This is a genomic window from Brucella tritici (assembly GCF_902825325.1).
In the GTDB taxonomy this organism is placed as follows: Bacteria; Pseudomonadota; Alphaproteobacteria; order Rhizobiales; family Rhizobiaceae; genus Brucella.
Genome location: NZ_CADEAR010000007.1, coordinates 171,422 through 195,581, shown reverse-complemented (window position 1 = coordinate 195,581; position 24,160 = coordinate 171,422). Strand labels below are relative to the sequence as shown.

Genomic DNA, 24,160 nt, shown 5'->3' with positions numbered 1-24,160 from the left:
CATTATATGGTGCTATCATGAACAAGCCTAAGAATTCTCCCGTGCGCAAGATGATCGCGGAAAACCGCAAGGCGCGCTTCAATTTTGAAATTCTTGATACGCTCGAAGCCGGTCTCGTCCTGACCGGCACCGAGGTCAAGTCGTTGCGCGCCAATCAATCAAACATAGCTGAAAGCTATGCGAGCTTTGAGAATGGCGAGTTCTGGCTCATCAATTCCTATATTCCGGAGTATACGCAGGGCAATCGCTTCAATCATGAGCCGCGGCGCTTGCGCAAGTTGCTCATCAGCAAGCGCGAAATGTCCCGCCTGTTCAACTCTGTATCGCGCGACGGGATGACCGTGGTGCCATTGAAGCTTTACTTCAATGATCGGGGGCGGGCGAAGCTGGAACTGGCGCTGGCGCGAGGCAAGAAGACTCACGACAAGCGCGAGACCGAAAAGAAGCGCGACTGGAATCGCGAAAAAGCTCGCTTGATGCGGGATAAGGGATAAAGATCAGTAGAAGAAAGAGCGCCTCAGGCGCTCTTTTGATTCAGATAATCGCGTACATGCCGGAATACGGTTCGGAACATGGTATCCGTTAGCCGCCCGGTATTCGTGTTATAGCGCGAGCAATGATAGCTGGAGAAAATCCGCAGGCTGCCGATGTCGCTTGCCCGGTCATGGCCGAAGGGATGTCGCGCAACCGGGGCGCCAAGAGCACGGACCGTCGATTGATGCGCAATCGTTCCCAGCGTGACGATTGCCTGCAGATTGCGAAACCGGGTCAGCATCGGTAACAGGAATTGTCGGCAATTGTTGATCTCGGAGCCAATGGGCTTGTTTTCCGGCGGTACGCAGCGCACTGCATTGACAATGCTGGCATCCAGCAGGCGCAAGCTATCGTCGGGACGGGCTTCGAACTTGCCGGCGGCGAATCCGAATTCACACAGCGTGCTGTAGAGAAGGTCGCCGGCATAATCACCGGTGAAGGGGCGCCCGGTTCGGTTGGCGCCGCGTAAACCCGGTGCCAACCCCACAATCAGGAGCCGGACATCGTCATCATGCGCTGGCAGAAACGGTGGAACGGGCGAATTATGCCACGATGGTTCCTTGCGCCGCCATTCCTGAAGGAATGCGTGCAGCCTCGGACAGATATCGCAATTGGGAGATGGTTCGGAAATCATGCCTCTGCATGAACCGGCTCGACGACGGCGTCAATAGCTGTCGTCGAGATCATCATCCTGGCGGCGCGGTGCGCGTTCCGACGGGTCGCGACCAATCTCAGCCTTGAGCGAGACCAGATCGATGAAATGATCGGCCTGACGGCGCAGTTCATCGGAAATCATGGCTGGCTGGGTGGTGAGAGTCGATACGACCGAAACCTTGCGGCCCTTGCGCTGAAGAGCTTCTGCAAGCGAGCGGAAATCGCCGTCGCCGGAGAAAATCACAAAATGGTCGACTGTATCGGTAAGCTGCATCGCATCGACCGTCAGCTCGATGTCCATATTGCCCTTCACCTTGCGGCGTCCGGTGGAATCCGTGAATTCCTTGGCGGCCTTTGTGACGACCTTGTAGCCGTTATAATCCAGCCAGTCGATCAAGGGACGGATCGAGGAATATTCCTGATCTTCAACCAAGGCCGTGTAATAATAAGCGCGGAGCAGATAGCCGCGCTTCTGAAAGGCCTTCAAAAGCTTACGATAATCAATATCGAACCCCAAAGTCTTGGAGGCAGCGTATAAATTGGCGCCATCAATAAAAAGCGCAATCTTTTCACGAGAATCGAACATCGTGCAATATATCCACTCTACGGCCGGACGGGAGTGGACCGACGACCGCTTATTCAGTTTGTTTTCTAAACGGCGGGTGGTATCAAATTTTACCAGTGCGTTTATTGCCTTCTAAGGACATATCACAGAAAAACAAGCAACCATGGGTTGTTATTTGCCCCCACTAAATTACCTATCGGGGAGTCTTGCCCCAATAATCGCTTTCAGGCTTATAAAATATTGTGCCGTTTTGACGCGCCTCCGTGTTTTATGAGGCGATTCCATGAATTTGACGTTCTTTTGGCAGATTTCATGCAGCAAGGCACGAGCATTTCCGCTTTTGCTTGTAATTTCACTCCACAAGCGTTATGTGGGGAAAAATCCAATAAAGTTCGAGAAATGAAAGGGACCGCGCATGGCCCGCGTCACTGTTGAGGACTGCGTAGATAAGGTCGAGAACCGTTTTGAACTGGTTCTGCTGGCTGGTCACCGTGCTCGCCAAATTTCACAGGGTGCACAGATCACCATCGACCGCGACAACGACAAGAATCCTGTCGTTGCCCTGCGCGAAATCGCCGACGAAACCCTCTCGCCGGACGATCTGAAGGAAGATCTCATCCATTCGCTGCAGAAGCATGTGGAAGTCGATGAGCCGGAAGCGGCTGCACCCGCACAGATTACTTCTTCTTCGGAAGAAGTCGCGGAAGGCATTGCAGACGCTGCCGAAGAAGATGTGGTTGCTTTCGACCGTATGTCGGAAGAAGAACTGCTTGCCGGTATCGAAGGCCTCGTTGCACCAGAGAAGAACGACGACTTCTGATCATCGTTTGAATCAACTCTCTTTTGCATGCGCTGCGACTTCCCGGTCGTGGCGCATGTTTTTATGCGTCGATAGCCGTGCAGGCTGGCTTGTCGCAAAGGTTATGAATGCTCGTGATGGCTTGCGAAAAGCACCAATGACGAGCGATTTCTGCCAGAAATTAATATTGTCGGCAGAAAATTAAGCCTAAACGTCGAGAACTATTCGATTTTCGGCGATTTTGGGTCACAATATCCGGTGTGCTGGACCCGATATGGTTCCAGGTATCGGTTTCGAAAGGGAGTTCTCGTAGATGATGCGCCAATATGAGCTTGTGGAGCGTGTACAGCGATACAAGCCTGACGTGAACGAGGCGCTTCTTAACAAGGCATATGTCTATGCCATGCAAAAGCATGGCAGTCAGAAGCGCGCTTCCGGCGACCCCTATTTTTCCCATCCGCTCGAAGTCGCTGCGATCCTCACCGATATGCATCTCGACGAAGCGACGATTGCCATCGCGCTCCTGCACGACACGATTGAAGACACGACGGCCACCCGGCAGGAAATCGATCAGCTCTTCGGCCCTGAAATCGGCAAGCTCGTAGAGGGTCTGACCAAGCTCAAGAAGCTCGACCTCGTTTCGAAGAAGGCTGTACAGGCGGAAAACCTTCGCAAGCTGCTTCTGGCGATTTCCGAAGATGTGCGCGTGCTTCTGGTGAAGCTTGCCGACCGTCTGCATAATATGCGCACGCTGGGCGTGATGCGGGAAGACAAGCGCCTGCGTATTGCCGAGGAAACGATGGATATCTATGCGCCACTCGCTGGCCGCATGGGTATGCAGGATATGCGCGAAGAGCTGGAAGAGCTGGCCTTCCGCTATATCAATCCCGATGCATGGCGCGCTGTGACGGATCGCCTGGCCGAGCTTCTGGAAAAGAACCGCGGGCTGCTGCAGAAAATCGAAAAGGACCTCTCCGAAATTTTCGAGAAGCACGGCATCAAGGCCAGTGTAAAGAGCCGTCAGAAGAAGGCGTGGTCGGTTTTCCGCAAGATGGAAACCAAGGGCCTGTCATTCGAGCAACTCTCCGACATTTTCGGCTTCCGTGTCATGGTCGATACGATGCAGGATTGCTATCGGGCACTCGGTCTTATTCATACGACATGGTCGATGGTGCCGGGTCGGTTCAAGGATTACATTTCCACGCCCAAGCAGAACGATTACCGCTCGATCCACACCACTATCATCGGCCCTTCGCGTCAGCGTATCGAACTGCAGATTCGTACGCGCGAAATGGACGAGATTGCCGAATTTGGCGTTGCAGCGCATTCGATCTACAAGGATCGTGGCAGCGCCAACAATCCGCACAAAATGTCCACCGAAACCAATGCTTATGCATGGCTGCGCCAGACGATCGAGCAGCTTTCCGAAGGCGACAATCCCGAAGAGTTTCTCGAGCACACCAAGCTTGAGCTGTTTCAGGATCAGGTCTTCTGCTTCACGCCGAAAGGGCGTCTCATCGCTTTGCCTCGTGGTGCAACGCCGATCGATTTCGCCTATGCCGTTCACACCGATATCGGCGATAGCTGCGTGGGTGCTAAGGTCAACGGGCGCATCATGCCGCTGATGACCGAACTGAAGAACGGCGATGAGGTGGATATCATCCGCTCCAAGGCGCAGGTTCCGCCAGCAGCCTGGGAGTCGCTTGTCGCGACCGGCAAGGCGCGTGCCGCCATTCGGCGCGCAACCCGCTCTGCTGTCCGCAAGCAATATTCAGGGCTTGGCATGCGTATTCTGGAACGCGCTTTCGAACGTGCCGGAAAGCCGTTCAGCAAGGATATATTGAAGCCGGGACTTCCGCGCCTGGCGCGCAAGGATGTCGAGGATGTGCTGGCCGCAGTCGGACGCGGTGAGTTGCCGTCAACCGATGTGGTGAAGGCTGTCTATCCAGACTATCAGGACACACGCGTCACATCGCAGAACAGCCCGGCCAAGACGGGTGAAAAGGGCTGGTTCAACATTCAGAACGCCGCCGGCATGATCTTCAAGGTGCCGGAAGGCAGTGAAGATGCCGCCAAGGACGAAGCCGGGGCTATGCCGAAGCCTGGAAAGAAGGCGCTGCCGATTCGCGGCACCAATTCGGACCTGCCTGTGCGTTTCGCCCCGGAAGGTGCCGTCCCCGGAGATCGTATCGTCGGCATTTTGCAGCCTGGTGCCGGTATCACGATCTACCCGATCCAGTCGCCTGCGCTGACGGCCTATGACGATCAGCCGGAGCGCTGGATTGATGTGCGTTGGGACATTGACGAGCAGATGAGCGAGCGTTTCCCGGCACGCGTCAGCGTATCGGCTATCAATTCGCCCGGCTCACTGGCAGAGATCGCACAGATCGTGGCGGCCAACGACGCGAATATTCACAATCTCTCCATGGTGCGCACGGCACCGGATTTCACCGAGATGATTATCGATGTCGAGGTTTGGGACCTCAAGCATCTCAACCGTATCATTTCCCAATTGAAAGAGAGCGCGAGCGTCAGCGGCGCGAAACGCGTGAACGGATAGGACTAAGATGAATACCGAAGATGTGCTTGCCGTCTTCCGCGAAGCGGGAGCGATCCTTGAAGGCCACTTTATTCTGACGTCAGGCCTGCGCAGCCCTGTTTTCCTTCAGAAGGCACGTGTTTTCATGCATGCCGACAAGACGGAAAAGCTTTGCAAGGCTCTCGCAGAGAAAATCAAGGCGGCAAATCTTGGAACCATCGATTACGTGGTCGGACCGGCGATTGGTGGCCTGATCCCTTCCTACGAGACCTCGCGCCATCTGCATGTTCCGTCGGTATGGGTGGAACGTGAAAATGGTGTCTTCCGTCTGCGCCGATTTGATGTGCCGAAAGGTGCTCGGGTCGTTATCGTGGAAGATATTGTCACGACTGGACTTTCTATCCGCGAAACGATCGATTGCATGAAGGACCTCGGCATCGAAGTCTTGGCTGCGGCCTGCATTGTCGACCGTTCGGCAGGGAAGGCAGATGTTGGCACCAAGCTGATTTCTCTCGCTGAATATGAAGTTCCAGCCTATCCTGCGGATAAATTGCCGCCGGAACTTGCTGCAATCCCGGCTGTGAAGCCCGGTAGTCGCAACATTTAAACAAGTTTACCAGCGGTTTTGGATACGCTGCAGGGAAGATACACCCCTGCGGCGAAATTCCGCTTTGCGGGACGCGTTTTAGTTACCTATTTAAGAGGGTAATCACAAAACGTTTTCCGGCTTCCACAAACAGGATTCCATCGTGAGTGTAGCGCCCATTTTATTCGATCCCAGATCGCCTTACCGCGCACCATGCGGGGTATGCGTGGAGTGCGACGTTCGACGATCTGCGGTTTGCGCGGCGCTGGACGACGGCGATCTCGGTGCTCTCGAAGCGATCATGACGTCCAAGCGTCTCGATGCCAATGAGCAGCTTGTGGAAGAGGGGGAGCCGAAGCGCCGTGTCTTCAGCCTCACTTCCGGTATGCTGCGCATCTATACGTCGCTTCCTGATGGGCGACGGCAGATTGCAGGTTTCCTGTTCCCTGGCGACTATCTCGGTCTGGCTGACGACGAGACTTATTCCCAGTCGGCCGAAGCTGTCGTGCCATCGGTTCTGTGCGCCTTTTCCACCAAGGAGATGGATGATCTGATGGAGCGTTTCCCGAAATTGAAGGAACGCCTGCATCAGATGACAAGGGCAGCTCTTCGCACGGCGCGCGACAATCAGCTTGTGCTCGGACGCCTCGCGCCGGTGGAAAAGCTTGCAAGCTTCCTGCTGGTTTTGTCGGCCCGGGCTGAGAAGCGCGGAGAGAAGTCCAATCCGGTTCATCTGTCGATGAACCGTACCGATATTGCAGACTATCTCGGTCTGACGATTGAAACCGTCAGTCGCAGCTTTACAAAGCTGAAAACCCAAGGGTTGATCCAATTGCCCGATGCCAATACGGTCGAAATCCTGTCGCGCCGTTCACTGGCAGCCGTTGCCGGGATGGACCCGGAAAACCTCTGAATTCAAGCCGCAATCCCTAAAATCCGGATGTATTTCCGTTGATTCAAATCAATGCGGCATCCGGCAGAACAGCCTATTCCTGACCATAGAGATTGATGCGATCCGTTTTAGGATTGTACGTTCAAAATGGGGAAAACAGGTGCTGTTGTGGCTGGGAATTGCAATATCGGCTGTCATGCATGCGGGCTTCCTTGCCGCATCATGCCGTCTTGCCCCGCGGAATGTCGCCCCGGTTCTGGTGCGCGCATATCCGGCAGGGCCTCGCCGGAGCGCCCGACGCTTAAGGTGGACGCGCTATGCATGAAGAAGCGATAAGACGCTACGCCGCATTGGCGGTGCCTAGATATACGTCTTTCCCGACGGCTGCAGACTTTATTCCTGTCGGCGCTGAGACGACGCATCGTTGGCTGCGACAGATAGGGCCGGAAGAAAGCGTCTCACTTTATATCCACGTGCCTTATTGTCGGCAGCTTTGCCACTACTGCGGTTGCCATGCAAAAATGGCAGTTCGCAACGATGTGGTCGAGAATTTCTGCACTTCTTTGCTCAGCGAAATCGAAACTGTCAGCAAGAGCCTGACTGCACGGCCCAGCGTGGTCCATCTTCATTGGGGCGGGGGGACGCCTTCCATTTTGAACTCGCGTCAGTTTACGAGCATTCTGGCTGCTTTACGCGTTGCGTTCGATTTTGCGCCCGAGATGGAACATGCCATTGAGCTTGATCCCCGCACCGTCACGCCGCAATTGGCGCGCACGCTTGCGCTCATGGGTGTCAATCGTGCCAGCCTCGGCGTACAGGATGTTGACGGTGAAGTGCAAAAAGCCATCGGTCGCATTCAACCGATAGAGACAGTTGCCAAGGCTGCCAGCCTTCTGCGGGAAGTCGGCATTGACCGTCTCAACTTCGATCTCATCTACGGCCTGCCGTTGCAGACCGTTGAGACACTGCGTGAGACTTGCGAAAAGGTCGCTGCCCTCAAGCCTGACCGCGTCGCCTGCTATGGTTATGCGCATCTTCCCCAGCGGCGCGCCAATCAACGGCTGATCGACGCAAGCCTTCTGCCCGATGCTGACGAACGCTTCGCTCAGGCACGTGTGGTTGCGGATAGTTTCATCGGTTTCGGCTATGAGCCGGTAGGGATCGACCACTATGCATTGCCGGATGACAGTCTGGCCATTGCTGCACGCCACGGAACGCTGCACCGTAATTTCCAGGGTTATACGGATGATCGCTGCCAGACATTGATCGGTCTCGGACCATCATCGATTTCGCAGTTCCCCGGCGGCTATGCCCAGAATATCTCGGACGTGAAGCAATATTCCAAGCGTGTTGAAGCGGGTGACCTTGCAACTGTTCGCGGCTATGCGATGCGCGAAAGCGACCGTATCCGCGCCGGAATTATCACGGCCCTGATGTGCAACTTTCGGGTTGATCTGAATACTACGGCGCCGGGCGTGGAGTTCTCCGACGAACTGGCCTTGCTGCGCCCTCTGGTGGCTGACGGGCTGGTGGAAGTCCGCAATGGGGTCATCAGCGCAACAAGCGATGGCAAACCGCTGATCCGTCTGGTCGCGGCTGCTTTCGATGAATTTCGCAGGGAGACTATGCACGGCTTCAGCTTCGCCGTCTGAACTTGCGTTGGAACAAAGAGATAGAGCCCAAGATGCTCTATCAAGAGAATGCTGCTGCACCGGGCCGTCAAAAGGTCAGTAGCATGGGAGCACCGCCGTTGGGGGACGTGCGGTGCTCCACTATTTTGAGCACAGCCCGAAAGCTTAAATGGCTTTCGGGCTGTGCGCTTTTCATATGGATTAGGCTTGACGGTTCTTTTCCAGCTTAGGCAGGAAAATCGTCAGCAGGCCGAGCAGGGGCAGATACGAGCAGATGTTGTAAACATACTCGATGCCCTTGTTATCGGCCACAATACCGAGGACAGCAGCAGCGATACCGGCCATGCCGAAAGCGAAGCCGAAGAACAAGCCGGATACCATGCCGACACGTCCCGGCAGCAGTTCCTGAGCGAACACCACGATTGCCGGGAAGGCCGAGGCGAGGATCAGGCCGATGATCACCGTCAGGATCGCCGTCATTTCCAGGTTTGCATAGGGTAGGGCCAGCGTGAATGGCAGGACGCCTAGGATCGATGCCCAGATCACCTTGCGCGCGCCGATCCTGTCACCGATCGGACCACCGATGATCGTTCCCGCAGCTACTGCACCGAGGAACAGGAATAGAAGAAGCTGCGATGCCTGCACTGTCACACCGAAATGGCTGATGGTGTAGAAGGTGTAGTAGCTCGTCAGGCTGGCCATGTAGATGTACTTGGTGAAAACCAGCATCGCCAGAACGCCAACGGACACCAGAACCTTGTTGCGCGGAAGCGGAAGGGTCTTGTCGGGCTTCGCCTTGCTGGCATTGGCAATCCGGTAGCGATTATACCAGTTGCTGACATACCAGAGCAGCATCATGCCGATGAGCGCGGCGACAGAGAACCACGACACGCTGATCTGGCCGAAAGGCAGAACGATGAAGGCCGCCAGAAGCGGGCCGATCGACGAGCCGAAATTGCCGCCTACCTGAAACAGGGATTGCGCAAAACCATGACGTCCGCCGGAGGCAAGGCGTGCCACACGGGCGGCTTCCGGATGGAAGACGGACGAGCCGAAGCCAACAAAGGCTGCACCCAGAAGCAGGATCGAATAGTGATGCGCTGTCGCCAGAAAGACGAGTCCGACGAGCGTGCACCCCATGCCAAAAGGCAGGGAATAAGGCATTGGCTTGCGGTCGGTATAGATACCCACGAGCGGCTGCAGGATCGATGCTGTCATCTGGAAGGTGAATGTCAGAAGGCCGATCTGCCAGAATGACAGGCTGTAGTTGTCCTTCAGCATCGGATAGATGGCCGGAAGGAGCGACTGCATCATGTCGTTCAGGAAATGGCCCATGCTTGTGGCCAGAATGATGGCGAGGACAGTATTGTCCGCGCCGCTGTTTGATGGCTGCTGTGCAGCACTCATGCTCATACTACTACTCCGAAGATGAAAGCCGGTCTTCAGGCGCATTTCCTGCAGATATTATCTGACTACAGGAAATAGGACACTCAGGGAAATTGCGGGGTGTTGATGAGAAACTGGCGAAAATTTGCGAACTTGGCGTCTGGACAGGCAGTTGCACTCCTCAAACGTCAAATTCATTCCGCCAGCGAATGTCGCGACCCATTCTCAGCAAGCCATTAATAGGACTATTGCCTCTCGCCCGCTTTCGTGTTTTGGTCCAATAGTTTCGAGAGTGGGCCAAAACAGAGACCAGGACTGCAATGAAACCGAAGTCTCCACCGGGGCTTTTATTGCCGGGAAGCGAGGAACTGCAGAAGTTCCACGAACAACGTATCGCTATGCTGGAAGGCATGAGCGGGCCGGTGATTGCCCTGCCGACACGCTATCCAGACGGCTATTTCGTGCCGCGCCATTGTCACAGCCGGGCACAGCTTCTCTGTGCCTCGCAAGGCGTGGTTCTGGTGACGACGGACGCCGGACGCTGGATGATTCCGAGCGACCACGCCATGTGGATACCGGCAGGTGTGGAGCATTCGGTCGAAATCCTCGGCGAAGTCTACATGCGGTCGATCTATATCTGCGTCGATGCCGTCTCGGGCGTGCCGGATTATCTCCACGTGGTCGGGCTTACCGATCTCATGCGATGCCTTATCATCGATGCAACCACGCAGGACAGCACGCCGGAGCCGGATAGTCGCGATGCGCTGGTGATCGAGCTGATCCTGCGAGACCTCCATACATTGCCGCAACGCTCTCTGGGCCTGCCTTTCCCGTCCGATCCGCGTTTGCAGAAACTATGCCGTGAATTCGTGAAAAAGCCTTCTTCGCGCGCCACAATTGATGACTGGGCTGACAGGATGGCAATGAGCCGGCGTTCATTTACCCGGCATTTCCAGCGGGAAACCGGCGTCAGCCTTTCAGTCTGGCGCCAGCAGGCATGTCTGTTCGCTGCGGTTCCCCGGCTTACGGAAGGGGAGGCTGTGACGAGCGTGGCACTCGATCTGGGTTATGACAGCGTTTCTGCTTTCACGACGATGTTCCGCAGGATGCTTGGTGTTTCGCCGCGGTTTTATTTGCCGAGGCTGGACACCGTTCCTTTTGAACGCAGCGACAGTGCCGCAGTTTTGGCCGAATAATAACAATTGTCTCCGCGATGGGAGAGCATTAATAGAAGCGCATGCTGTTTCAACGCCGTAATCCTCCGACCAGAAAAGAGCGTTTAAGGCTTCTGGTCTGGCCGCGCCGCTCCTTCTCCCGTTCCTTCCGGTACGGTGGAAAGCGGATTCTGCGCATCACTGCCTCGCCTCATGCTGTCGCAGCGGGTCTCGCCGTCGGCGTGTTTTCGGCGTTTACGCCTTTCTTCGGTTTCCATCTCATCATCGCAATCGTGCTTGCTTATTTCCTTGCCGGAAATATTGCGGCCGCAGCGCTTGGCACAACCCTTGCCAATCCGCTGACTTTGCCATTCATCTGGGGCAGCACGTTCGAGCTTGGTCGTTTCATCATGAATGGCAGTATCGATAATGCTCCGCCGGTCCATTTCGGCCGGGCGCTCGAAACCATGCATTTCGATGAAATCTGGACGCCGCTTTTGAAGCCGATGCTGTTCGGCTCGACGATTCTGGGCGCTGCATTCGCAGTTGTGGTCTATTTCGTTACCCGGTTTGCCGTTTCGGCTTTCCGTCGTCGCCGTATCGAACGCCTTGCGGAAAAGCATCGCCTGCACCGCGAGCAGGAGCTTCAGAAAGTATGATTGTCGGTATAGGTAGCGACCTCATCGATATTCGCCGCGTCGAAAGTACTCTTGAGCGGCATGGCGACCGTTTCCGCAACCGGGTCTTCACCGAAATCGAGCAGAAAAAATCGGACGGGCGCAAGCAGCGTGCTGCATCTTATGCAAAGCGCTTCGCGGCGAAGGAAGCCTGTGCGAAGGCGCTTGGAACCGGTATCGCTCAAGGCGTTTTCTGGCGGGATATGGGCGTGGTCAATGCCCCTTCCGGAAAGCCCACCATGCATTTGACCGGCGGTGCGGCGAAACAGTTGCAGAAACTCCTGCCCGCAGGAACGCGCGCCGCCATACATCTGACAATTACCGATGATTTTCCTCTCGCACAGGCGTTCGTTATCATCGAAGCCCTGCCTGAGACGAAATAATTGTGATTGTGACAGGTAAACTCCTGCTCATAATCGTGCGATAAACCGGCGTTCTGCCGGCGGCCTGATTGCGTCATGCTTTCATAGTCGTTATTAGATCGCGTTATCGGAAGCGGAGATACAATGAGCGTGTCCAGCAAGAGTGAGACAAAAAAATCCGGCGGCCTTGGCGAAACCATCAGCGTTATCGTGCAGGCGCTGCTGCTGGCACTGGTCATCCGCACCCTGCTTTTCCAGCCTTTCAGCATACCGTCGGGCTCCATGCGCCCCACGCTTCTGGAGGGCGATTATCTGTTTGTTTCGAAATATGCCTATGGCTATTCGCGCTATTCGCTGCCGTTTGGACTGGATCTGTTTTCAGGCCGCATCTGGAGCGCGGAGCCGAAGCGCGGTGACGTGGTGGTGTTCAAACTGCCGAGTGATCCTTCCGTCGATTACATCAAGCGCGTGATCGGCCTGCCGGGCGATCGCGTGCAGATGCGCGGCGGCGTGCTCTATATCAACGATCAGGCGGTCAAGCGTGACCGGGTCGGCACAATCGACAATCCCGATGTGACGGAAGTGAACCGGCCCGTCGAAGTCTATCGCGAAACCCTGCCAGACGGTGTGACCTATGACACACTTGATCTCGCGCCGAATTCCATCGGTGACGATACGCGCGTCTTCGAGGTTCCTGCCGGTCATTACTTCATGATGGGCGACAACCGCGACAACTCGCTCGATAGCCGTTTCGGCGTCGGCTATGTGCCGTTTGAGAATCTGGTCGGTCGCGCAAACATCATCTTCTTCTCCATTGCCGACAAGGCAAGCCCGCTTGAAATCTGGAAATGGCCGACCGAAGTACGCTTTGGCCGACTGTTCAGCTCAGTCAATGCCGCGCCGCATACAGCCGTAACCGGAAACTGAAATGGCTTCGGCAAATCAGGCAGCAGCAATTCTGGAGGAGCGCACCGGACACCGTTTTCTCAATTTGAAACGGCTGGATCGTGCGCTCACCCACTCAAGTGTGCAGGCGCCATCGCGCGCAAATTATGAACGTCTCGAATTTCTCGGCGACCGCGTTCTGGGACTGACCGTCGCGGAAATGTTGTTCGACGAGTTTCCCGATGCCTCCGAAGGTGAACTGTCGGTTCGGCTCAATGCGCTGGTGAATGCAGAAACCTGTGCGGCGATTGCCGATGAGATCGGGCTGGCTGATCTCATCCACACCGGCTCCGATATCAAGTCATTGAATGACAAGCGCCTTTTGAACGTGCGCGCTGATGTCGTCGAGGCACTGATCGCCACGATCTATCTCGATGGCGGACTGGAGGCTGTGCGGCCCTTCGTCAAGCGCTACTGGGAAAAGCGGTCACTGCAAACGGGTGCCGCCCGCCGCGACGCCAAGACCGAGTTGCAGGAATGGGCGCACCAGCAGGGCAATGTCCATCCTTCATACTCTATCATCAGCCGTACCGGCCCGGACCATGATCCGCTGTTTACGGTGGAGGTTACGGTCAAGGGTTTTGCCACGGAAACGGGCGAGGGGCGTTCGAAAAGAATAGCCGAACAAAACGCCGCTGAAGTGATGCTTTATCGTGAAGGCGTCTGGAAGCGTGACAATTCCGCTTGATGCAAGAATTGGCGTTTTTTAAATCGAGATCGGTTATAATTAGTCTTATACGATATGTCGCTTTCATCGGCGGTTTTGTCGTATCGGGAATGTCGTGCGCAGGGGACGGCGGCGTTCTGCAAGGAAATATCGTCTGGAAGGATAAACAATGAACAATCGGACGACGCCGGCTGACGGCGAAAACGAGGCAGGCCAGACCCGGTCCGGCTTCGTGGCGCTGATCGGGGCGCCGAATGCGGGGAAATCGACGCTGGTCAACCAGCTGGTGGGAACGAAGGTTTCTATCGTCACGCACAAGGTGCAGACGACACGCGCTCTTGTGCGCGGCATATTCATCGAAGGTCAGGCGCAGATCGTTCTGGTCGACACGCCCGGCATTTTCCGGCCGAAGCGCAGACTCGACCGCGCCATGGTCACGACGGCCTGGGGTGGTGCGAAGGATGCCGACATCATTCTCGTTCTTCTCGATTCGCAAGGCGGTCTGAACGAGAACGCCGAAGCGCTGCTTGCGAGCATGAAGGATGTGCGACAGAAGAAGGTTCTGGTGCTCAACAAGGTCGACCGCGTCGATCCGCCGGTTTTGCTGGATCTTGCCCGCAAGGCCAATGAGCTGGTCACATTCGACCAGACTTTCATGATCTCGGCGCTGAACGGATCGGGCTGCAAGGATCTCGCGAAATATCTCGCCGAGAACGTGCCGAACGGCCCTTGGTATTATCCGGAAGACCAGATTTCCGATATGCCGATGCGGCAGCTTGCAGCGGAAATCACCCGCGAAAAACTCTATCTGCGCCTGCATGAGGAGCTGCCTTACTCGTCCACGGTGGAAACCGAACGCTGGGAAGAGCGCAAGGATGGATCCGTCCGCATTGAGCAGGTGATCTATGTGGAGCGCGAAAGCCAGAAGAAGATCGTGCTTGGTCACAAGGGTGAGACGATCAAGGCAATCGGGCAATCAGCACGCATGGAAATCTCCGAGATACTGGAACAGACGGTTCATCTCTTCCTTTTCGTGAAAGTGCGCGAGAACTGGGGCAACGACCCGGAACGCTATCGCGAAATGGGTCTTGATTTTCCAACCTAAATTATAAGACTGGCGGCCATGGAATGGCGCGATGAAGGCATAATTCTCGGGACACGACGCCATGGCGAGACAAGCGCCATTGTGGAAGTGATGACCCGTGAGCATGGCCGCCATATGGGTATGGTGCGCGGCGGGCGCTCCCGCCGCATGCAGCCTTTGCTGCAGCCGGGCAATCATGTGGACGTGACATGGTGGGCGCGGCTGGATGAGCATATGGGCAGCTTTACCATCGAACCGCTGGAATTTGCTGCCGCCCGCCTCATCGAAACACCTGTGGCGTTATACGGTATCCAGCTTGCAGCTTCCCATTTGCGCCTGTTGCCCGAACGCGATCCGCATCGCGGCCTCTATGAGACATTGCGGCTTATCATCGAGCATTTTGACGATCCGCTGGCCTCAGGCGAACTGGTATTGCGCTTTGAAGTGATGATGCTTGAGGAACTTGGCTTCGGTCTTGATCTCAAGGAATGTGCCGCAACAGGCGTCAAGGAAGACCTGATCTATGTGTCGCCGAAATCGGGGCGTGCGGTCTGCCGTGATGCGGGCGCACCATGGGCTGACAAGCTTCTGCTGCTGCCGGGCTTCGTCAATAATACTGCCGTTCGCGCAACGTCCTATGACGATATCGATCATGCCTTCACGATGACCGGCTATTTTCTGATGCGGCATGTATGGGAGCCACGTGCCGTCACACCGCCTGATGCGCGTGGCGGGTTTTTGAACGCCCTCGGGCGAGCGATCAGCCCATAGATTCATTTAAGCATGATCTTTTCCGAAAACCGGTTCCCACTTTTCGGGATCATGCTTTCACAGGTAAGCTGAAAACCTCACCTTCGAAAGCTTCCGCTCCGCGTCCGATTGCGCGTATGGCTGCAACCATTCGCCCCTGTCGCCCCAAAATTTCGTCTGCGAGCGATATGAGCCGGATATTCGGCGTTGCCGATGGAGACAGGTTGCGAACAATCCCGGCAAGCTCGCTTTCATCCAGCGCCAGGTTTAAAGCCGAAGCGATGATATAAGCCGCAGCCGTGGAACGGGAAATACCAGCATAACAGTGAATGAGCAAAGGCGCATCCATGGGCCAGCTCTTCGCGAAGTCCAGAAGCCGCAGCACGTGGGTTTCATCGGGGACGACCAACCCTTCGCGCAATTCGATAATATCGTTGAATGTCAGCGACAGACGGACGGCATCATAACCATCCGGCAGGGCCGCCGGGGCCTCGCTTCCTAGCGTCACGACATGGCTGGGCCGGTGCAATGCGAGTTGTGTTGCCAGTTGCGACAAAGGTGTCACGACGATCCTGCTCATCGGCCCTGTCGTGCTTTTTCCAATGCTGCAAATCGTGCGAGGAAATCCGTCTGCACGTCTTGTGTGGGGCGCGGTGCGATATCCAGTCCTGCCGGATCGAAACCGCGCGGACGCCCGAAATATTTGACTGCCTCGGTCTCGGTGAACCCGGCAAGTCGCGTGGCCTCAAAAAAAGCTGCAACCTGATCGGCACGCTTGATCAGCGTCCTGAGTTGGGCGGGCACAGTTATCGACAGCGAAAAGCGCAGGTGAATGGCGTTTTCCAACCGCGTTTCGATCATCTTGTAATTGCCGCCCATTACCGCCTTGAAGGGCGAGATCATGTCGCCGATCACATATTCCGGTGCGTCGTGCAGAAGCGAGAGCAACTGCCACTCGATGCTGGCATCGGGTACCAGCCGGGTAAATATCTGATCCACGAGCAGCGAGTGCTGTGCGACCGAAAATGCATGTTCGCCAACAGTCTGACCGTTCCAGCGCGCAACACGCGCAAGGCCGTGAGCAATATCTTCGATTTCAATATCGAGCGGCGAGGGGTCAAGCAGGTCGAGACGGCGTCCCGACAACATGCGTTGCCAGGCACGTGTCTTGCCGGAAGATCGGTCGGCGCTTGCCATCAGGCGTTACCCGCTTCAGCTTCCGGAAACCCGAACCGCACGTGAGGCGGCAAGGTGAGTGTTATGGGCGTTTCGCCAGCCAGAATCGGACTACCCGCATCTATCGCATCCTTGGCGCGATCGATGCGCACAAGCGCGATGCCGATAGTGTCAGCGGAGCTTCCTGTCGTGCCGATCTCGCGCCCATCAACGGTAATAGGCGTACCCATCGGAGGCAGATTTCCATCGGAGTGTGCCACCATAACGCGCCGCCGAGCCGTACCGCGATGCTGCATGCGCGACACGACTTCCTGCCCGATGAAACAGCCTTTCGGGAAGGAAACGCCGCCGGTCTGGTCGAAATTGACGTCATGCGGGAAGACGTCATTATAAGCGAAATCCGCTTCGCCTTCGGCTATGCCATGTTCCGCCCGCAGCTTCGTCCACGCGCTTTTATCGGTCGTGCCATCGGCCGGACCGTAAATCCGGTGAACATTCAGTTCGTCTGGAAAGCGGCTGTCGCGCTTGATTGAATCACTCTGTGAAGGATGTGATTCAGTTTGCCAGGAAACACTGACAAGCGATTCTGGCAGTTGCGTTATTTCGGCTTTTGCGCGCAGCCTGTAGAGGGTGATACGCTTGATAAAATCAGCGGCAATGCTTGCGGGGAGATCGAAACGCAAGCCGCCATCAATGCGTGAGATGAGAAAGTCGAACAGGATCTTTCCTTGCGGAGCGAGCAATGCTCCCGGTTTCAAATCGTCCGGTCCAAGCTTGTCGAGATCGGTTGTAATCACGGCCTGCAGGAATTTTTCCGCGTCGTCGCCCGTGATGTGAACCAAAGCCCTGTTTGAAAGATTTACCGTTTCAACTGCCGTCGTCATCGCTTCGTCCTTGCCTTTCGCGCCCTCGTTACGTAAGCCCCAATGGAAAGGCTCGCAAGTCCTATCAATCTGGCAGGAGACAACTATGGCCGAAACATTCGATACGATTTTGAAGGGTGCAACCATCGTCAATCACGACGGTATAGGCCAACGCGACATCGGTATTCGCAATGGTCGCATCGCTGCCATAGGCTCTCTTTCCACACATACGGCAGGTGAGGTGATCGACTGCACGGGCCTGCATATTCTGCCCGGCGTGGTGGATAGCCAGGTCCATTTCCGCGAGCCCGGCCTTGAACACAAGGAAGATCTCGAAACCGGTTCACTCGCCGCTGTTCTGGGTGGGGTGACCTCCGTTTTCGAAATGCCGAACACCAAGCCGCTCACCACTTCCGCCGAGACGCTGGAAGACAAGATTCGTCGTGGCCACCATCGCATGCACTGCGATTTCGCTTTCTGGGTTGGCGGTACGCGCGACAATGCAAACGACGTTGCCGAACTGGAGCGCTTGCCGGGCGCTGCCGGGATCAAGGTTTTCATGGGGTCGTCCACCGGTGATCTGCTTGTTGAAGACGATGATGGCGTTCGTTCGATCCTGAAGAATACGCGCCGTCGCGCGGCCTTTCACTCAGAAGATGAGTTCCGGTTGAAGGAGCGCGAAGGCCTGCGCGTGCAGGGCGATCCGTCGAGCCATCCGGTCTGGCGCGACGAAGTTGCAGCACTTCAGTGCACGGAACGGCTTGTGCGCATCGCCCGCGATACCGGCGCACGCATTCACGTGCTGCATATCTCCACCGCCGAGGAAATCGACTTCCTGAAAGATCACAAGGATGTCGCGACGTGCGAAGCAACGCCGCATCATCTCACTCTGTCGGCAGACGAGTACAAAACGCTTGGCAACCTCATCCAGATGAACCCGCCTGTCCGTGACAAGCGTCACCGTGACGGTGTCTGGAAGGGCATTGATCAGGGTATTGTCGATGTGCTCGGTTCCGACCACGCACCGCATACGCTGGAAGAAAAGCAGAAGCCTTATCCGGCTTCCCCGTCGGGCATGACGGGGGTGCAGACGCTGGTGCCAATCATGCTGGATCACATCAATGCCGGCAGGCTTTCGCTGGAGCGCTTCGTCGATCTTTCCAGCCACGGCCCGAACCGCATTTTCGGCATGGCCCGCAAGGGTCGTATCGCGGTCGGCTACGATGCCGATCTGACCATTGTGGACATGAAGCGCCGCGAAACGATCACGCATGAGCAAGCGGGTTCGAAGGCTGGCTGGACGCCCTATCACGGCAAGACTGTCACAGGATGGCCGATTGGCACTTTCGTGCGTGGCATCAAGGTAATGTGGGAAGCGGAAATCGTGAACGCCAACAAGGGCGAGCCGGTAGAATTCCTCGAAGCATTGCCGCATCGCTGAAGGTCGTCTAGTGTTCGTTGTCAACCTGACCTACATCAAGCCTCTTGAGGAGATCGGGAGGCACCTCGAAGCGCATCGGGAGTTTCTGGACCGGCAATATGCGGATGGCGTTTTTCTGGCTTCCGGGCCGAAAAATCCACGAGACGGCGGCGTGATCCTCGCAAGCGGTAAGGTCAGCAAGAGCGAACTGGACGCGATATTGAGGCTTGACCCTTTCAGGCGTCACGGACTGGCAACCTATGATGTCGTCGAGTTTACGCCAGCGAAATATGCGTCTCCGCTTGGTGATCTTCTTTAAGATACGGAGCTTGTAATATATTGGCGTGATCTGTCCCCTGATTGTCCGTCAGGTGGCTTTTGATCCCGGTTGCAAGGCGTATTCTCTCCCTATAGTCTTTTATAGGGAGAACAAAAATGTCCGCTCAAGATACAGCTTTGCTGGTTATCGACGCTCAGGAGTCATTCCGCCACCGGCCTTACTACCGGGACGAAGAGGTTGGTGCCTATATTGAACGCCAGCAGGCGCTGATCGATGGCGCCAAGCGTGCCGGTATTCCGGTGGTGCAGATTTTTCATGTCGAGAGTGAAGGTCCGTTCTCGGAAGCGTCGGGTCTGGTAAAGGCGATTTCGCCGCTGTCGATCGAACCGGATGCGGTTTTCCGCAAGCGTCGCCATAGCGCACTGGTTGGAAGCGGGCTTGATGTGTGGCTAGTTGCCAGCGGTATCCGCCGCGTGCTGGTTTCCGGCATTCGCACCGAGCAATGCTGCGAGACGACAACGCGGCAGGCATCGGATTTTGGATATCATGTCGATTTCGTCAGTGAAGCGACATTGACCTTTCCCATGATGGACGCAAGCGGTCGCGAGTGGAGCGCTGCCGATATCAAGGCTCGCACCGAGCTCGTTCTGGCCAATCGCTTTGCCCGTATTGTAACCGTGGAACAGGCGCTGGCTGCGCCGGCAGAGCGGAAGGCAGCATGAGTGACCATGCGGACATTGTCCGGGTAGTTCCGGTTTATGTCGTTATTCCGCCACGTGTGCTTCTGCTCGACGTGGCGGGACCGCTTGAGGTTTTGCGCAAGGCAAATCTTGAACAGCATAAGGTGCGGTTCGAGGTTCATTATATTGGGCCTGCGCCGACCGCGCTCAGTTCCATCGGCCTGCCGGTGGCGGGGGTGGAACCTTTGCCGGAGGCCCTGCCACATGACGCACTGGTCCTTGTTTCGGGTGCCGCTGATGTTCCGCTTGGAAATGCGGAGATTGACCGACCCGCGGATGCCGTTCTGGAAAAAGAAATCGTTTTATGGCTTCGCCGGGCGGTACGTCCCGGTGTGCGGCTGGTGACGATCTGTTCCGGTGCGCTGCTCGCAGCGCGCGCGGGATTACTCGACGGCTATTCCTGCACCACGCACCATTTGACGCTTGGCGAACTTGAACGGCTGGCCCCAGCCGCGCGTGTTCATGATAACAGGCTCTTCGTTGAAGATGGTGAAAGGCTGACGAGCGCGGGCATCACCGCAGGCATCGATCTGATGCTGCACATTGTTGCCGGACTGACCGATCACGCCACGGCGCTGGCGGTTGCGCGTTATCTGGTCGTTTATTTGCGGCGCAGCGGCAATGATCCGCAGCTGTCGCCCTGGCTTGAGGGGCGAAACCATATGAACCCGGTTGTGCATCGCGCACAGGATGCCATTGCGCACGATCCGGCGGCGGATTGGTCGGTGGAACGACTGGCGGGTATTGGCGGGGCAAGCCCGCGCAACTTCTCGCGTCTGTTCAATGAATATGCCGGAATGACGGTGACGGACTATGTCAATCGGCTCAAGATCAGCCTTGCGCGCGAGATGCTCTTGAATTCCGGGCTCGATATCGAGAATGTTGCGGCGCAGGCAGGGTTTGCTTCCGCGCGGCAGTTTCGTCGGGTTTGGCAGCGTATCTACAAGGAGCCGCCGAGCCGCGTACGTTTTGGCGTCTGATTATTCGCCCGCAGTGAAGAAGCGCCAGCTACCGTCCGGCCCGATGCCGATACTGTAGAAGATATAGCCGCCTGCCTTTTTCATATCCTCAAAATCACCGGCTGTGACAATTTCGAAAAGCTCCACGATCTGCGGCGGGGTCAGCTTGTCGAGAGGCATGGCGTAGAAATAGGGCCAGACATAAACCTCGTCGTCCTTGCCTGCATTCAGATGCACATAGCCCGTATCCAGTAGATCGACGATGATAGCCAGAACTTCACGGCCCGCTTCGTCACCCGAGAGCGATTTGAGAAAATCGATAACGTCTTCCTCATGGTCCTCGAGCGAGAGTTGGGTGGCCTTGTCCTCGGCGCCGAGGAGCGGTCGCAGTTTCTCGATGTCACCGGAACGTGCTGCTTCCAGCATGCGTTCACGCGTCAACCGCACGGGTTCGGGCAGCTTGTCGAAATCCCGGTGGATTTCCGGCATGGGCTTGGAGGATGCCGCCGGGGCAGGCGCATTGTCCGGCGATACTCGTGGCACCGCGCGAGGAAGTGCTCCGGGCGCTGGAATGGGGTAAGGGTTGTTGCCTTCATCCGCAACCGCGCGGGCACCTGGCCGTGGCAGGAAATCTGACTGATCGGCCAGTGCAATGTCAAATGAACTGGCGGCAGCGGCAGGCAAGGCGATGCCGCAGGCAAGGATTATCCCGGCCAATAAAGTTCGGGGCGAGGCGGAGTTCCGGATCGGGAATGACATTTGGCGCTAGAAGAGGGACGCCGGGAGGGAACTGCTGCGCCGGTCTGGTCCCGCGACCGGCGTTCTACCAGTGCTATTGAAGAATGCGCTGCGGCAGGAAGGTTCCCGCTACGATCCGTTCACGCATTTTCTCGATCAGCTCCAGCGCACAGTCGTCGCCTGCTTCGCGGATCAGTTCGGTAAGCGCCGTCGTGAAGGCTGCTTCAGCAAGGATTTCCGGTTCGATACCTTCGGAGATACCGTCAGCCCAGGCCTCGTTATGATATTCGATTGCGACGAGTTTCTTCTCGCGCGCAATCATTTCGTCCAGATCGGCCGGTGCATGTTCCATAGACTTCATCCTGGCTTTCGCCTTTCTGTTGCAATGCCGGTGTCTCACCGTTTCGCGGGAGCTCTACCACCTTGCAACGTGACTGCCTTCTTAAGACAGTGTTAACAGATTATCACGGATTTGAACGAACTAATGCTGTCAATCCGCACAAGAGTGAATGATTGGTTAATTTCCATAGCGCGAGATGATCTCGTTCGACAAGTCCTCGCCTTCCTTCATGTAGCGATCTATCGCCGCAAGCGCTGAAGGGGTGCAGCGGGTGTAATTGTCGCTGAACACGCGATACCCATGGTTGAAGCTCGAAATGAGCCGTACCCGTTCTGCTTCGGAAGGCTTTTCCGCCGACACAATCGCGTCCATCCGATCGCGCCATTCGCTGCCAGCTTCGCCGCACAGATTGCGCAGATAGTGAAGCGAGCCGAGAATTTCTGCGAGCCGCAACATCTTCCCTTCATAGGGCGCGTCCTGAGCCAAAGCCGGAGATGCCGCCCCGACCCACAAAGCGATCGTGAAGCAGATAGCCGGTCGAAAAAACGGAATGCTTTTCAATCGAAAACCTCTCACCTGAAAATGAGCTATTGCTATAAATAGGGGCCTCTTCAAGGCAGATCGCTAAACAGGATTAATATCCAGGCGTTTGTCTTCATTTTCCGCCACCGCGCGGGCGACATCGAGGGTACTGTCCGTCACCCTTGCAGACGCCATTTCTTCTATCGTCAGCCAGTGAATCGATGCAGCATCGTCTCCGGCGACTTCCTGACCAGAAACCTGCCAGGCCCGGAAGACGGACAGGTAATAGCTCTTGTCATATGCCTTCCCCTCAAGCGCCAGATCCACGGTTATGACGTGCGACAGGGCCTTTGCATCAAGCGCTGTTTCTTCCTTGAGTTCACGGATCGCGGCTTGTTCGGACGTTTCGCCCAGTTCGATACTTCCACCCGGAAAAGCAAGCCAGCCTTTCCACGGCTCTTTCCCGCGCTCGACCAGAAGGAACCGGCCTTCACGCCGGCAGATCAATGAAACGCCGTGAACCTTGGCAGGAATCGGAAATACGGGAACTGTTTTCATGATGCTCAAGCTACACCAGTTGGCTATGGAAAAGCACCCCTTGACCGCTCACCAGAAAGCTTGAACATGCTCACTATGTGTGGACGTTTTTCATTGACTGCAAGCCGGGAAGAGCTGGAAGCCTTCGTGGCCGCATTGATCGCAGAGGATTTTCCTCCACGATATAATATCGCACCAACGCAGCCCATATTGACCATTCTGGGCGGGGAAACGCCGCCGCCGGGCAGCAACAGGCCGGATCGCGTCGGTATGCTCGTGCGCTGGGGATTTGTTCCGTCCTGGGTCAAAGACCCGAACGACTGGCCGCTCATGTTCAATATCCGCTCCGAGACGGCTGCGGAGAAGAATTCGTTTCGCGCGGCGCTGAACCACCGGCGCGCCTTGATTCCGGCATCGGGCTTCTATGAGTGGCGCCGTGAAGGGAAGAATAAGGCTCAAGCCTATTGGGTGCGCCCGCGCAAAGGCGGCATTGTCGCTTTTGGCGGTCTGATCGAAACATGGAGCAGTGCGGACGGATCGCAAATCGACACCGGAGGCATATTGACGACGAGTGCCAACGGCTTGTTGCGGTCGATCCATGAAAGGATGCCGGTCGTCGTGCAGCCGGAAGATTTTGCCCGCTGGCTGGACTGCAAGCGGTTTCTGCCGCGCGAAGTGGCGGATATCATGCATCCGGCTCAGGATGATTTGTTTGAAGCGATACCGGTGTCGGACAAGGTCAACAAAGTCGTCAACACGACGCCCGACTTGCAGGAACGTGTAGAGGAGCAGGCTTCTTCGGAGCGTGCAGTGCCGAAACGAAAGAACAAGCCCGAATCCGATGACGGAAATGGCGGGCAGCTTTCGATGTTCTGACAGTGACCGCCAGTCTTGCTGGACTGGCGCTATGTGTTACGCATCCACCGACTTTGATCGCCGAGCCTGCGGCGCTCCAAGTGTTTTTTCGTCGCATTATCCTACGCAAAACCGCTTCGCACTTTTGCTGGAAATGCTCCAGGCGCTGAACGATATCAGCTTCTTCAGCCTGTCTTCTTGACGGCGAGAATGGAACGCCGGCGATTGTCGTTACGACCGTCGCTGCTGCGCTGCGTTGCGTTCAGCAATGCTGCAACAAGCACGGCAGGTCCGATTTCGCGGTATTTATCAACCAGTCGGTCTTGGCGGGGTTGCAGTTCACTCTTAGACATTGGTCCTTCCTTTCGATAATGCCTGCTCACCATTTTGTGATTGATTGAGACCGAATGAAGGCTGTTTGGAGCCGGTTTTGCGGTTTTCCGGTTAACGCTGGAGAGGGCGCTCGCAGGTTGCAAAAATACAACAAACACGGCGATCCGGGTGC

29 protein-coding genes are annotated in these 24,160 nt (G+C 56.2%); 18 read left to right on the top strand and 11 right to left on the bottom strand.

The genetic code is table 11. The annotated features are described in order from the left end of the window. Nucleotides 1–17 precede the first annotated feature (17 nt). Nucleotides 18–494 (top strand): SsrA-binding protein SmpB, encoded by a 477-nt coding sequence (gene smpB, locus HWX93_RS12510; protein ID WP_061347277.1) that lies wholly within the window; start codon nucleotides 18–20, stop codon nucleotides 492–494. A gap of 23 nt (nucleotides 495–517) precedes the next feature. Here the strand turns inward: smpB and HWX93_RS12505 are convergent, their stop codons facing one another. Together HWX93_RS12505 and HWX93_RS12500 are read right to left on the bottom strand one after the other, a co-directional pair. Continuing rightward, nucleotides 518–1,168 carry a uracil-DNA glycosylase gene (locus HWX93_RS12505; protein WP_061347278.1) on the bottom strand — a complete coding sequence of 217 codons (651 nt, stop codon included), beginning with the start codon at nucleotides 1,166–1,168 and terminating at the stop codon, nucleotides 518–520. A 30-nt stretch (nucleotides 1,169–1,198) separates the two neighbouring features. Then, nucleotides 1,199–1,774, bottom strand: a complete 576-nt coding sequence (locus tag HWX93_RS12500) for an NYN domain-containing protein (protein WP_012092419.1) — start codon at nucleotides 1,772–1,774, stop codon at nucleotides 1,199–1,201. Nucleotides 1,775–2,168: 394 nt separating this feature from the next. On the opposite strand from HWX93_RS12500, the gene rpoZ reads away from it, so the two are divergent. The 5 genes from rpoZ to hemN all read left to right on the top strand — a co-directional run bounded on the left by rpoZ (nucleotide 2,169) and on the right by hemN (nucleotide 8,221). After that, nucleotides 2,169–2,573, top strand: a complete 405-nt coding sequence (gene rpoZ / locus HWX93_RS12495) for a DNA-directed RNA polymerase subunit omega (RefSeq protein WP_061347279.1) — start codon at nucleotides 2,169–2,171, stop codon at nucleotides 2,571–2,573. A gap of 292 nt (nucleotides 2,574–2,865) precedes the next feature. Then, the gene (locus HWX93_RS12490; RefSeq protein WP_151554851.1) at nucleotides 2,866–5,112 is read left to right on the top strand and encodes a RelA/SpoT family protein; all 2,247 of its coding nucleotides are present in this window, start codon (nucleotides 2,866–2,868) and stop codon (nucleotides 5,110–5,112) included. A 7-nt stretch (nucleotides 5,113–5,119) separates the two neighbouring features. Beyond that, nucleotides 5,120–5,698, top strand: coding sequence for an orotate phosphoribosyltransferase (pyrE, locus tag HWX93_RS12485; protein ID WP_151554850.1), 579 nt, complete (start codon nucleotides 5,120–5,122; stop codon nucleotides 5,696–5,698). Between the two features lie 142 nt (nucleotides 5,699–5,840). Further along, the gene (locus HWX93_RS12480; RefSeq protein WP_176037512.1) at nucleotides 5,841–6,590 is read left to right on the top strand and encodes a helix-turn-helix domain-containing protein; all 750 of its coding nucleotides are present in this window, start codon (nucleotides 5,841–5,843) and stop codon (nucleotides 6,588–6,590) included. Between the two features lie 296 nt (nucleotides 6,591–6,886). Continuing rightward, nucleotides 6,887–8,221 carry an oxygen-independent coproporphyrinogen III oxidase gene (gene hemN / locus HWX93_RS12475; RefSeq protein ID WP_176037511.1) on the top strand — a complete coding sequence of 445 codons (1,335 nt, stop codon included), beginning with the start codon at nucleotides 6,887–6,889 and terminating at the stop codon, nucleotides 8,219–8,221. A 180-nt stretch (nucleotides 8,222–8,401) separates the two neighbouring features. Here the strand turns inward: hemN and HWX93_RS12470 are convergent, their stop codons facing one another. Continuing rightward, nucleotides 8,402–9,613 carry an MFS transporter gene (locus HWX93_RS12470; protein WP_109987965.1) on the bottom strand — a complete coding sequence of 404 codons (1,212 nt, stop codon included), beginning with the start codon at nucleotides 9,611–9,613 and terminating at the stop codon, nucleotides 8,402–8,404. 323 nt (nucleotides 9,614–9,936) lie between these two features. Between HWX93_RS12470 and HWX93_RS12465 the strand changes: the two genes are divergently transcribed. The 7 genes from HWX93_RS12465 to recO all read left to right on the top strand — a co-directional run bounded on the left by HWX93_RS12465 (nucleotide 9,937) and on the right by recO (nucleotide 15,246). Then, the gene (locus HWX93_RS12465) at nucleotides 9,937–10,782 is read left to right on the top strand and encodes an AraC family transcriptional regulator (protein ID WP_176037564.1); all 846 of its coding nucleotides are present in this window, start codon (nucleotides 9,937–9,939) and stop codon (nucleotides 10,780–10,782) included. A gap of 41 nt (nucleotides 10,783–10,823) precedes the next feature. Continuing rightward, nucleotides 10,824–11,399, top strand: a complete 576-nt coding sequence (bspA, locus tag HWX93_RS12460; protein ID WP_109987967.1) for a type IV secretion system effector BspA — start codon at nucleotides 10,824–10,826, stop codon at nucleotides 11,397–11,399. Further along, nucleotides 11,396–11,800 (top strand): holo-ACP synthase, encoded by a 405-nt coding sequence (gene acpS, locus HWX93_RS12455; protein WP_109987968.1) that lies wholly within the window; start codon nucleotides 11,396–11,398, stop codon nucleotides 11,798–11,800. The genes bspA and acpS overlap by 4 nt, the downstream gene beginning before the upstream one ends. 123 nt (nucleotides 11,801–11,923) lie before the next feature. Next, on the top strand, nucleotides 11,924–12,706 hold the full coding sequence (gene lepB / locus HWX93_RS12450) for a signal peptidase I (RefSeq protein WP_109987969.1): 783 nt from the start codon (nucleotides 11,924–11,926) through the stop codon (nucleotides 12,704–12,706). A gap of 1 nt (nucleotide 12,707) precedes the next feature. Beyond that, nucleotides 12,708–13,412, top strand: coding sequence for a ribonuclease III (gene rnc / locus HWX93_RS12445; protein ID WP_109987970.1), 705 nt, complete (start codon nucleotides 12,708–12,710; stop codon nucleotides 13,410–13,412). Nucleotides 13,413–13,560: 148 nt separating this feature from the next. Further along, a complete protein-coding gene (gene era, locus HWX93_RS12440) occupies nucleotides 13,561–14,496 on the top strand; it encodes a GTPase Era (RefSeq protein WP_176037510.1) in 936 nt (311 codons plus the stop codon). 18 nt (nucleotides 14,497–14,514) lie between these two features. Further along, nucleotides 14,515–15,246, top strand: a complete 732-nt coding sequence (gene recO / locus HWX93_RS12435; RefSeq protein WP_109987972.1) for a DNA repair protein RecO — start codon at nucleotides 14,515–14,517, stop codon at nucleotides 15,244–15,246. Nucleotides 15,247–15,295: 49 nt separating this feature from the next. Here recO and HWX93_RS12430 read toward each other — a convergent pair whose 3' ends face one another. The 3 genes from HWX93_RS12430 to HWX93_RS12420 are packed head-to-tail and all read right to left on the bottom strand — an operon-like array spanning nucleotide 15,296 to nucleotide 17,285. Beyond that, nucleotides 15,296–15,805, bottom strand: a complete 510-nt coding sequence (locus HWX93_RS12430; RefSeq protein WP_176037509.1) for a tyrosine phosphatase family protein — start codon at nucleotides 15,803–15,805, stop codon at nucleotides 15,296–15,298. Beyond that, nucleotides 15,802–16,422: a YfbR-like 5'-deoxynucleotidase gene (locus tag HWX93_RS12425; protein WP_176037508.1), complete on the bottom strand. Its 621-nt coding sequence runs from the start codon at nucleotides 16,420–16,422 to the stop codon at nucleotides 15,802–15,804. Before HWX93_RS12425 ends, HWX93_RS12430 begins: the two co-directional genes overlap by 4 nt. Beyond that, entirely contained in the window at nucleotides 16,422–17,285 is an 864-nt protein-coding gene (locus tag HWX93_RS12420; RefSeq protein ID WP_235969106.1) for a YgfZ/GcvT domain-containing protein, read from the bottom strand. The genes HWX93_RS12425 and HWX93_RS12420 overlap by 1 nt, the downstream gene beginning before the upstream one ends. 85 nt (nucleotides 17,286–17,370) lie before the next feature. Here HWX93_RS12420 and HWX93_RS12415 point away from each other — a divergent pair, with 85 nt between their 5' ends. The 4 genes from HWX93_RS12415 to HWX93_RS12400 all read left to right on the top strand — a co-directional run bounded on the left by HWX93_RS12415 (nucleotide 17,371) and on the right by HWX93_RS12400 (nucleotide 20,684). Then, nucleotides 17,371–18,705: a dihydroorotase gene (locus tag HWX93_RS12415; RefSeq protein ID WP_176037507.1), complete on the top strand. Its 1,335-nt coding sequence runs from the start codon at nucleotides 17,371–17,373 to the stop codon at nucleotides 18,703–18,705. A gap of 10 nt (nucleotides 18,706–18,715) precedes the next feature. Further along, nucleotides 18,716–19,003 (top strand): YciI family protein, encoded by a 288-nt coding sequence (locus HWX93_RS12410; RefSeq protein ID WP_109987976.1) that lies wholly within the window; start codon nucleotides 18,716–18,718, stop codon nucleotides 19,001–19,003. Between the two features lie 116 nt (nucleotides 19,004–19,119). Continuing rightward, entirely contained in the window at nucleotides 19,120–19,686 is a 567-nt protein-coding gene (locus HWX93_RS12405) for an isochorismatase family protein (RefSeq protein WP_176037506.1), read from the top strand. After that, nucleotides 19,683–20,684: a GlxA family transcriptional regulator gene (locus HWX93_RS12400; protein WP_176037505.1), complete on the top strand. Its 1,002-nt coding sequence runs from the start codon at nucleotides 19,683–19,685 to the stop codon at nucleotides 20,682–20,684. The genes HWX93_RS12405 and HWX93_RS12400 overlap by 4 nt, the downstream gene beginning before the upstream one ends. Here the strand turns inward: HWX93_RS12400 and HWX93_RS12395 are convergent, their stop codons facing one another. The 4 genes from HWX93_RS12395 to HWX93_RS12380 all read right to left on the bottom strand — a co-directional run bounded on the left by HWX93_RS12395 (nucleotide 20,685) and on the right by HWX93_RS12380 (nucleotide 22,821). Beyond that, the gene (locus tag HWX93_RS12395) at nucleotides 20,685–21,422 is read right to left on the bottom strand and encodes a hypothetical protein (protein ID WP_176037504.1); all 738 of its coding nucleotides are present in this window, start codon (nucleotides 21,420–21,422) and stop codon (nucleotides 20,685–20,687) included. A gap of 73 nt (nucleotides 21,423–21,495) precedes the next feature. Beyond that, nucleotides 21,496–21,762, bottom strand: coding sequence for a hypothetical protein (locus HWX93_RS12390; RefSeq protein ID WP_328700179.1), 267 nt, complete (start codon nucleotides 21,760–21,762; stop codon nucleotides 21,496–21,498). 156 nt (nucleotides 21,763–21,918) lie between these two features. After that, nucleotides 21,919–22,293 carry a TIGR02301 family protein gene (locus HWX93_RS12385; protein ID WP_419190917.1) on the bottom strand — a complete coding sequence of 125 codons (375 nt, stop codon included), beginning with the start codon at nucleotides 22,291–22,293 and terminating at the stop codon, nucleotides 21,919–21,921. A 72-nt stretch (nucleotides 22,294–22,365) separates the two neighbouring features. Then, nucleotides 22,366–22,821: an NUDIX hydrolase gene (locus HWX93_RS12380; protein WP_168436528.1), complete on the bottom strand. Its 456-nt coding sequence runs from the start codon at nucleotides 22,819–22,821 to the stop codon at nucleotides 22,366–22,368. A gap of 75 nt (nucleotides 22,822–22,896) precedes the next feature. On the opposite strand from HWX93_RS12380, the gene HWX93_RS12375 reads away from it, so the two are divergent. Beyond that, nucleotides 22,897–23,676: an SOS response-associated peptidase gene (locus tag HWX93_RS12375; protein ID WP_176037562.1), complete on the top strand. Its 780-nt coding sequence runs from the start codon at nucleotides 22,897–22,899 to the stop codon at nucleotides 23,674–23,676. 164 nt (nucleotides 23,677–23,840) lie between these two features. Here the strand turns inward: HWX93_RS12375 and HWX93_RS12370 are convergent, their stop codons facing one another. Next, on the bottom strand, nucleotides 23,841–24,008 hold the full coding sequence (locus HWX93_RS12370) for a hypothetical protein (protein ID WP_061347302.1): 168 nt from the start codon (nucleotides 24,006–24,008) through the stop codon (nucleotides 23,841–23,843). Between the last annotated feature and the right edge of the window lie 152 nt (nucleotides 24,009–24,160).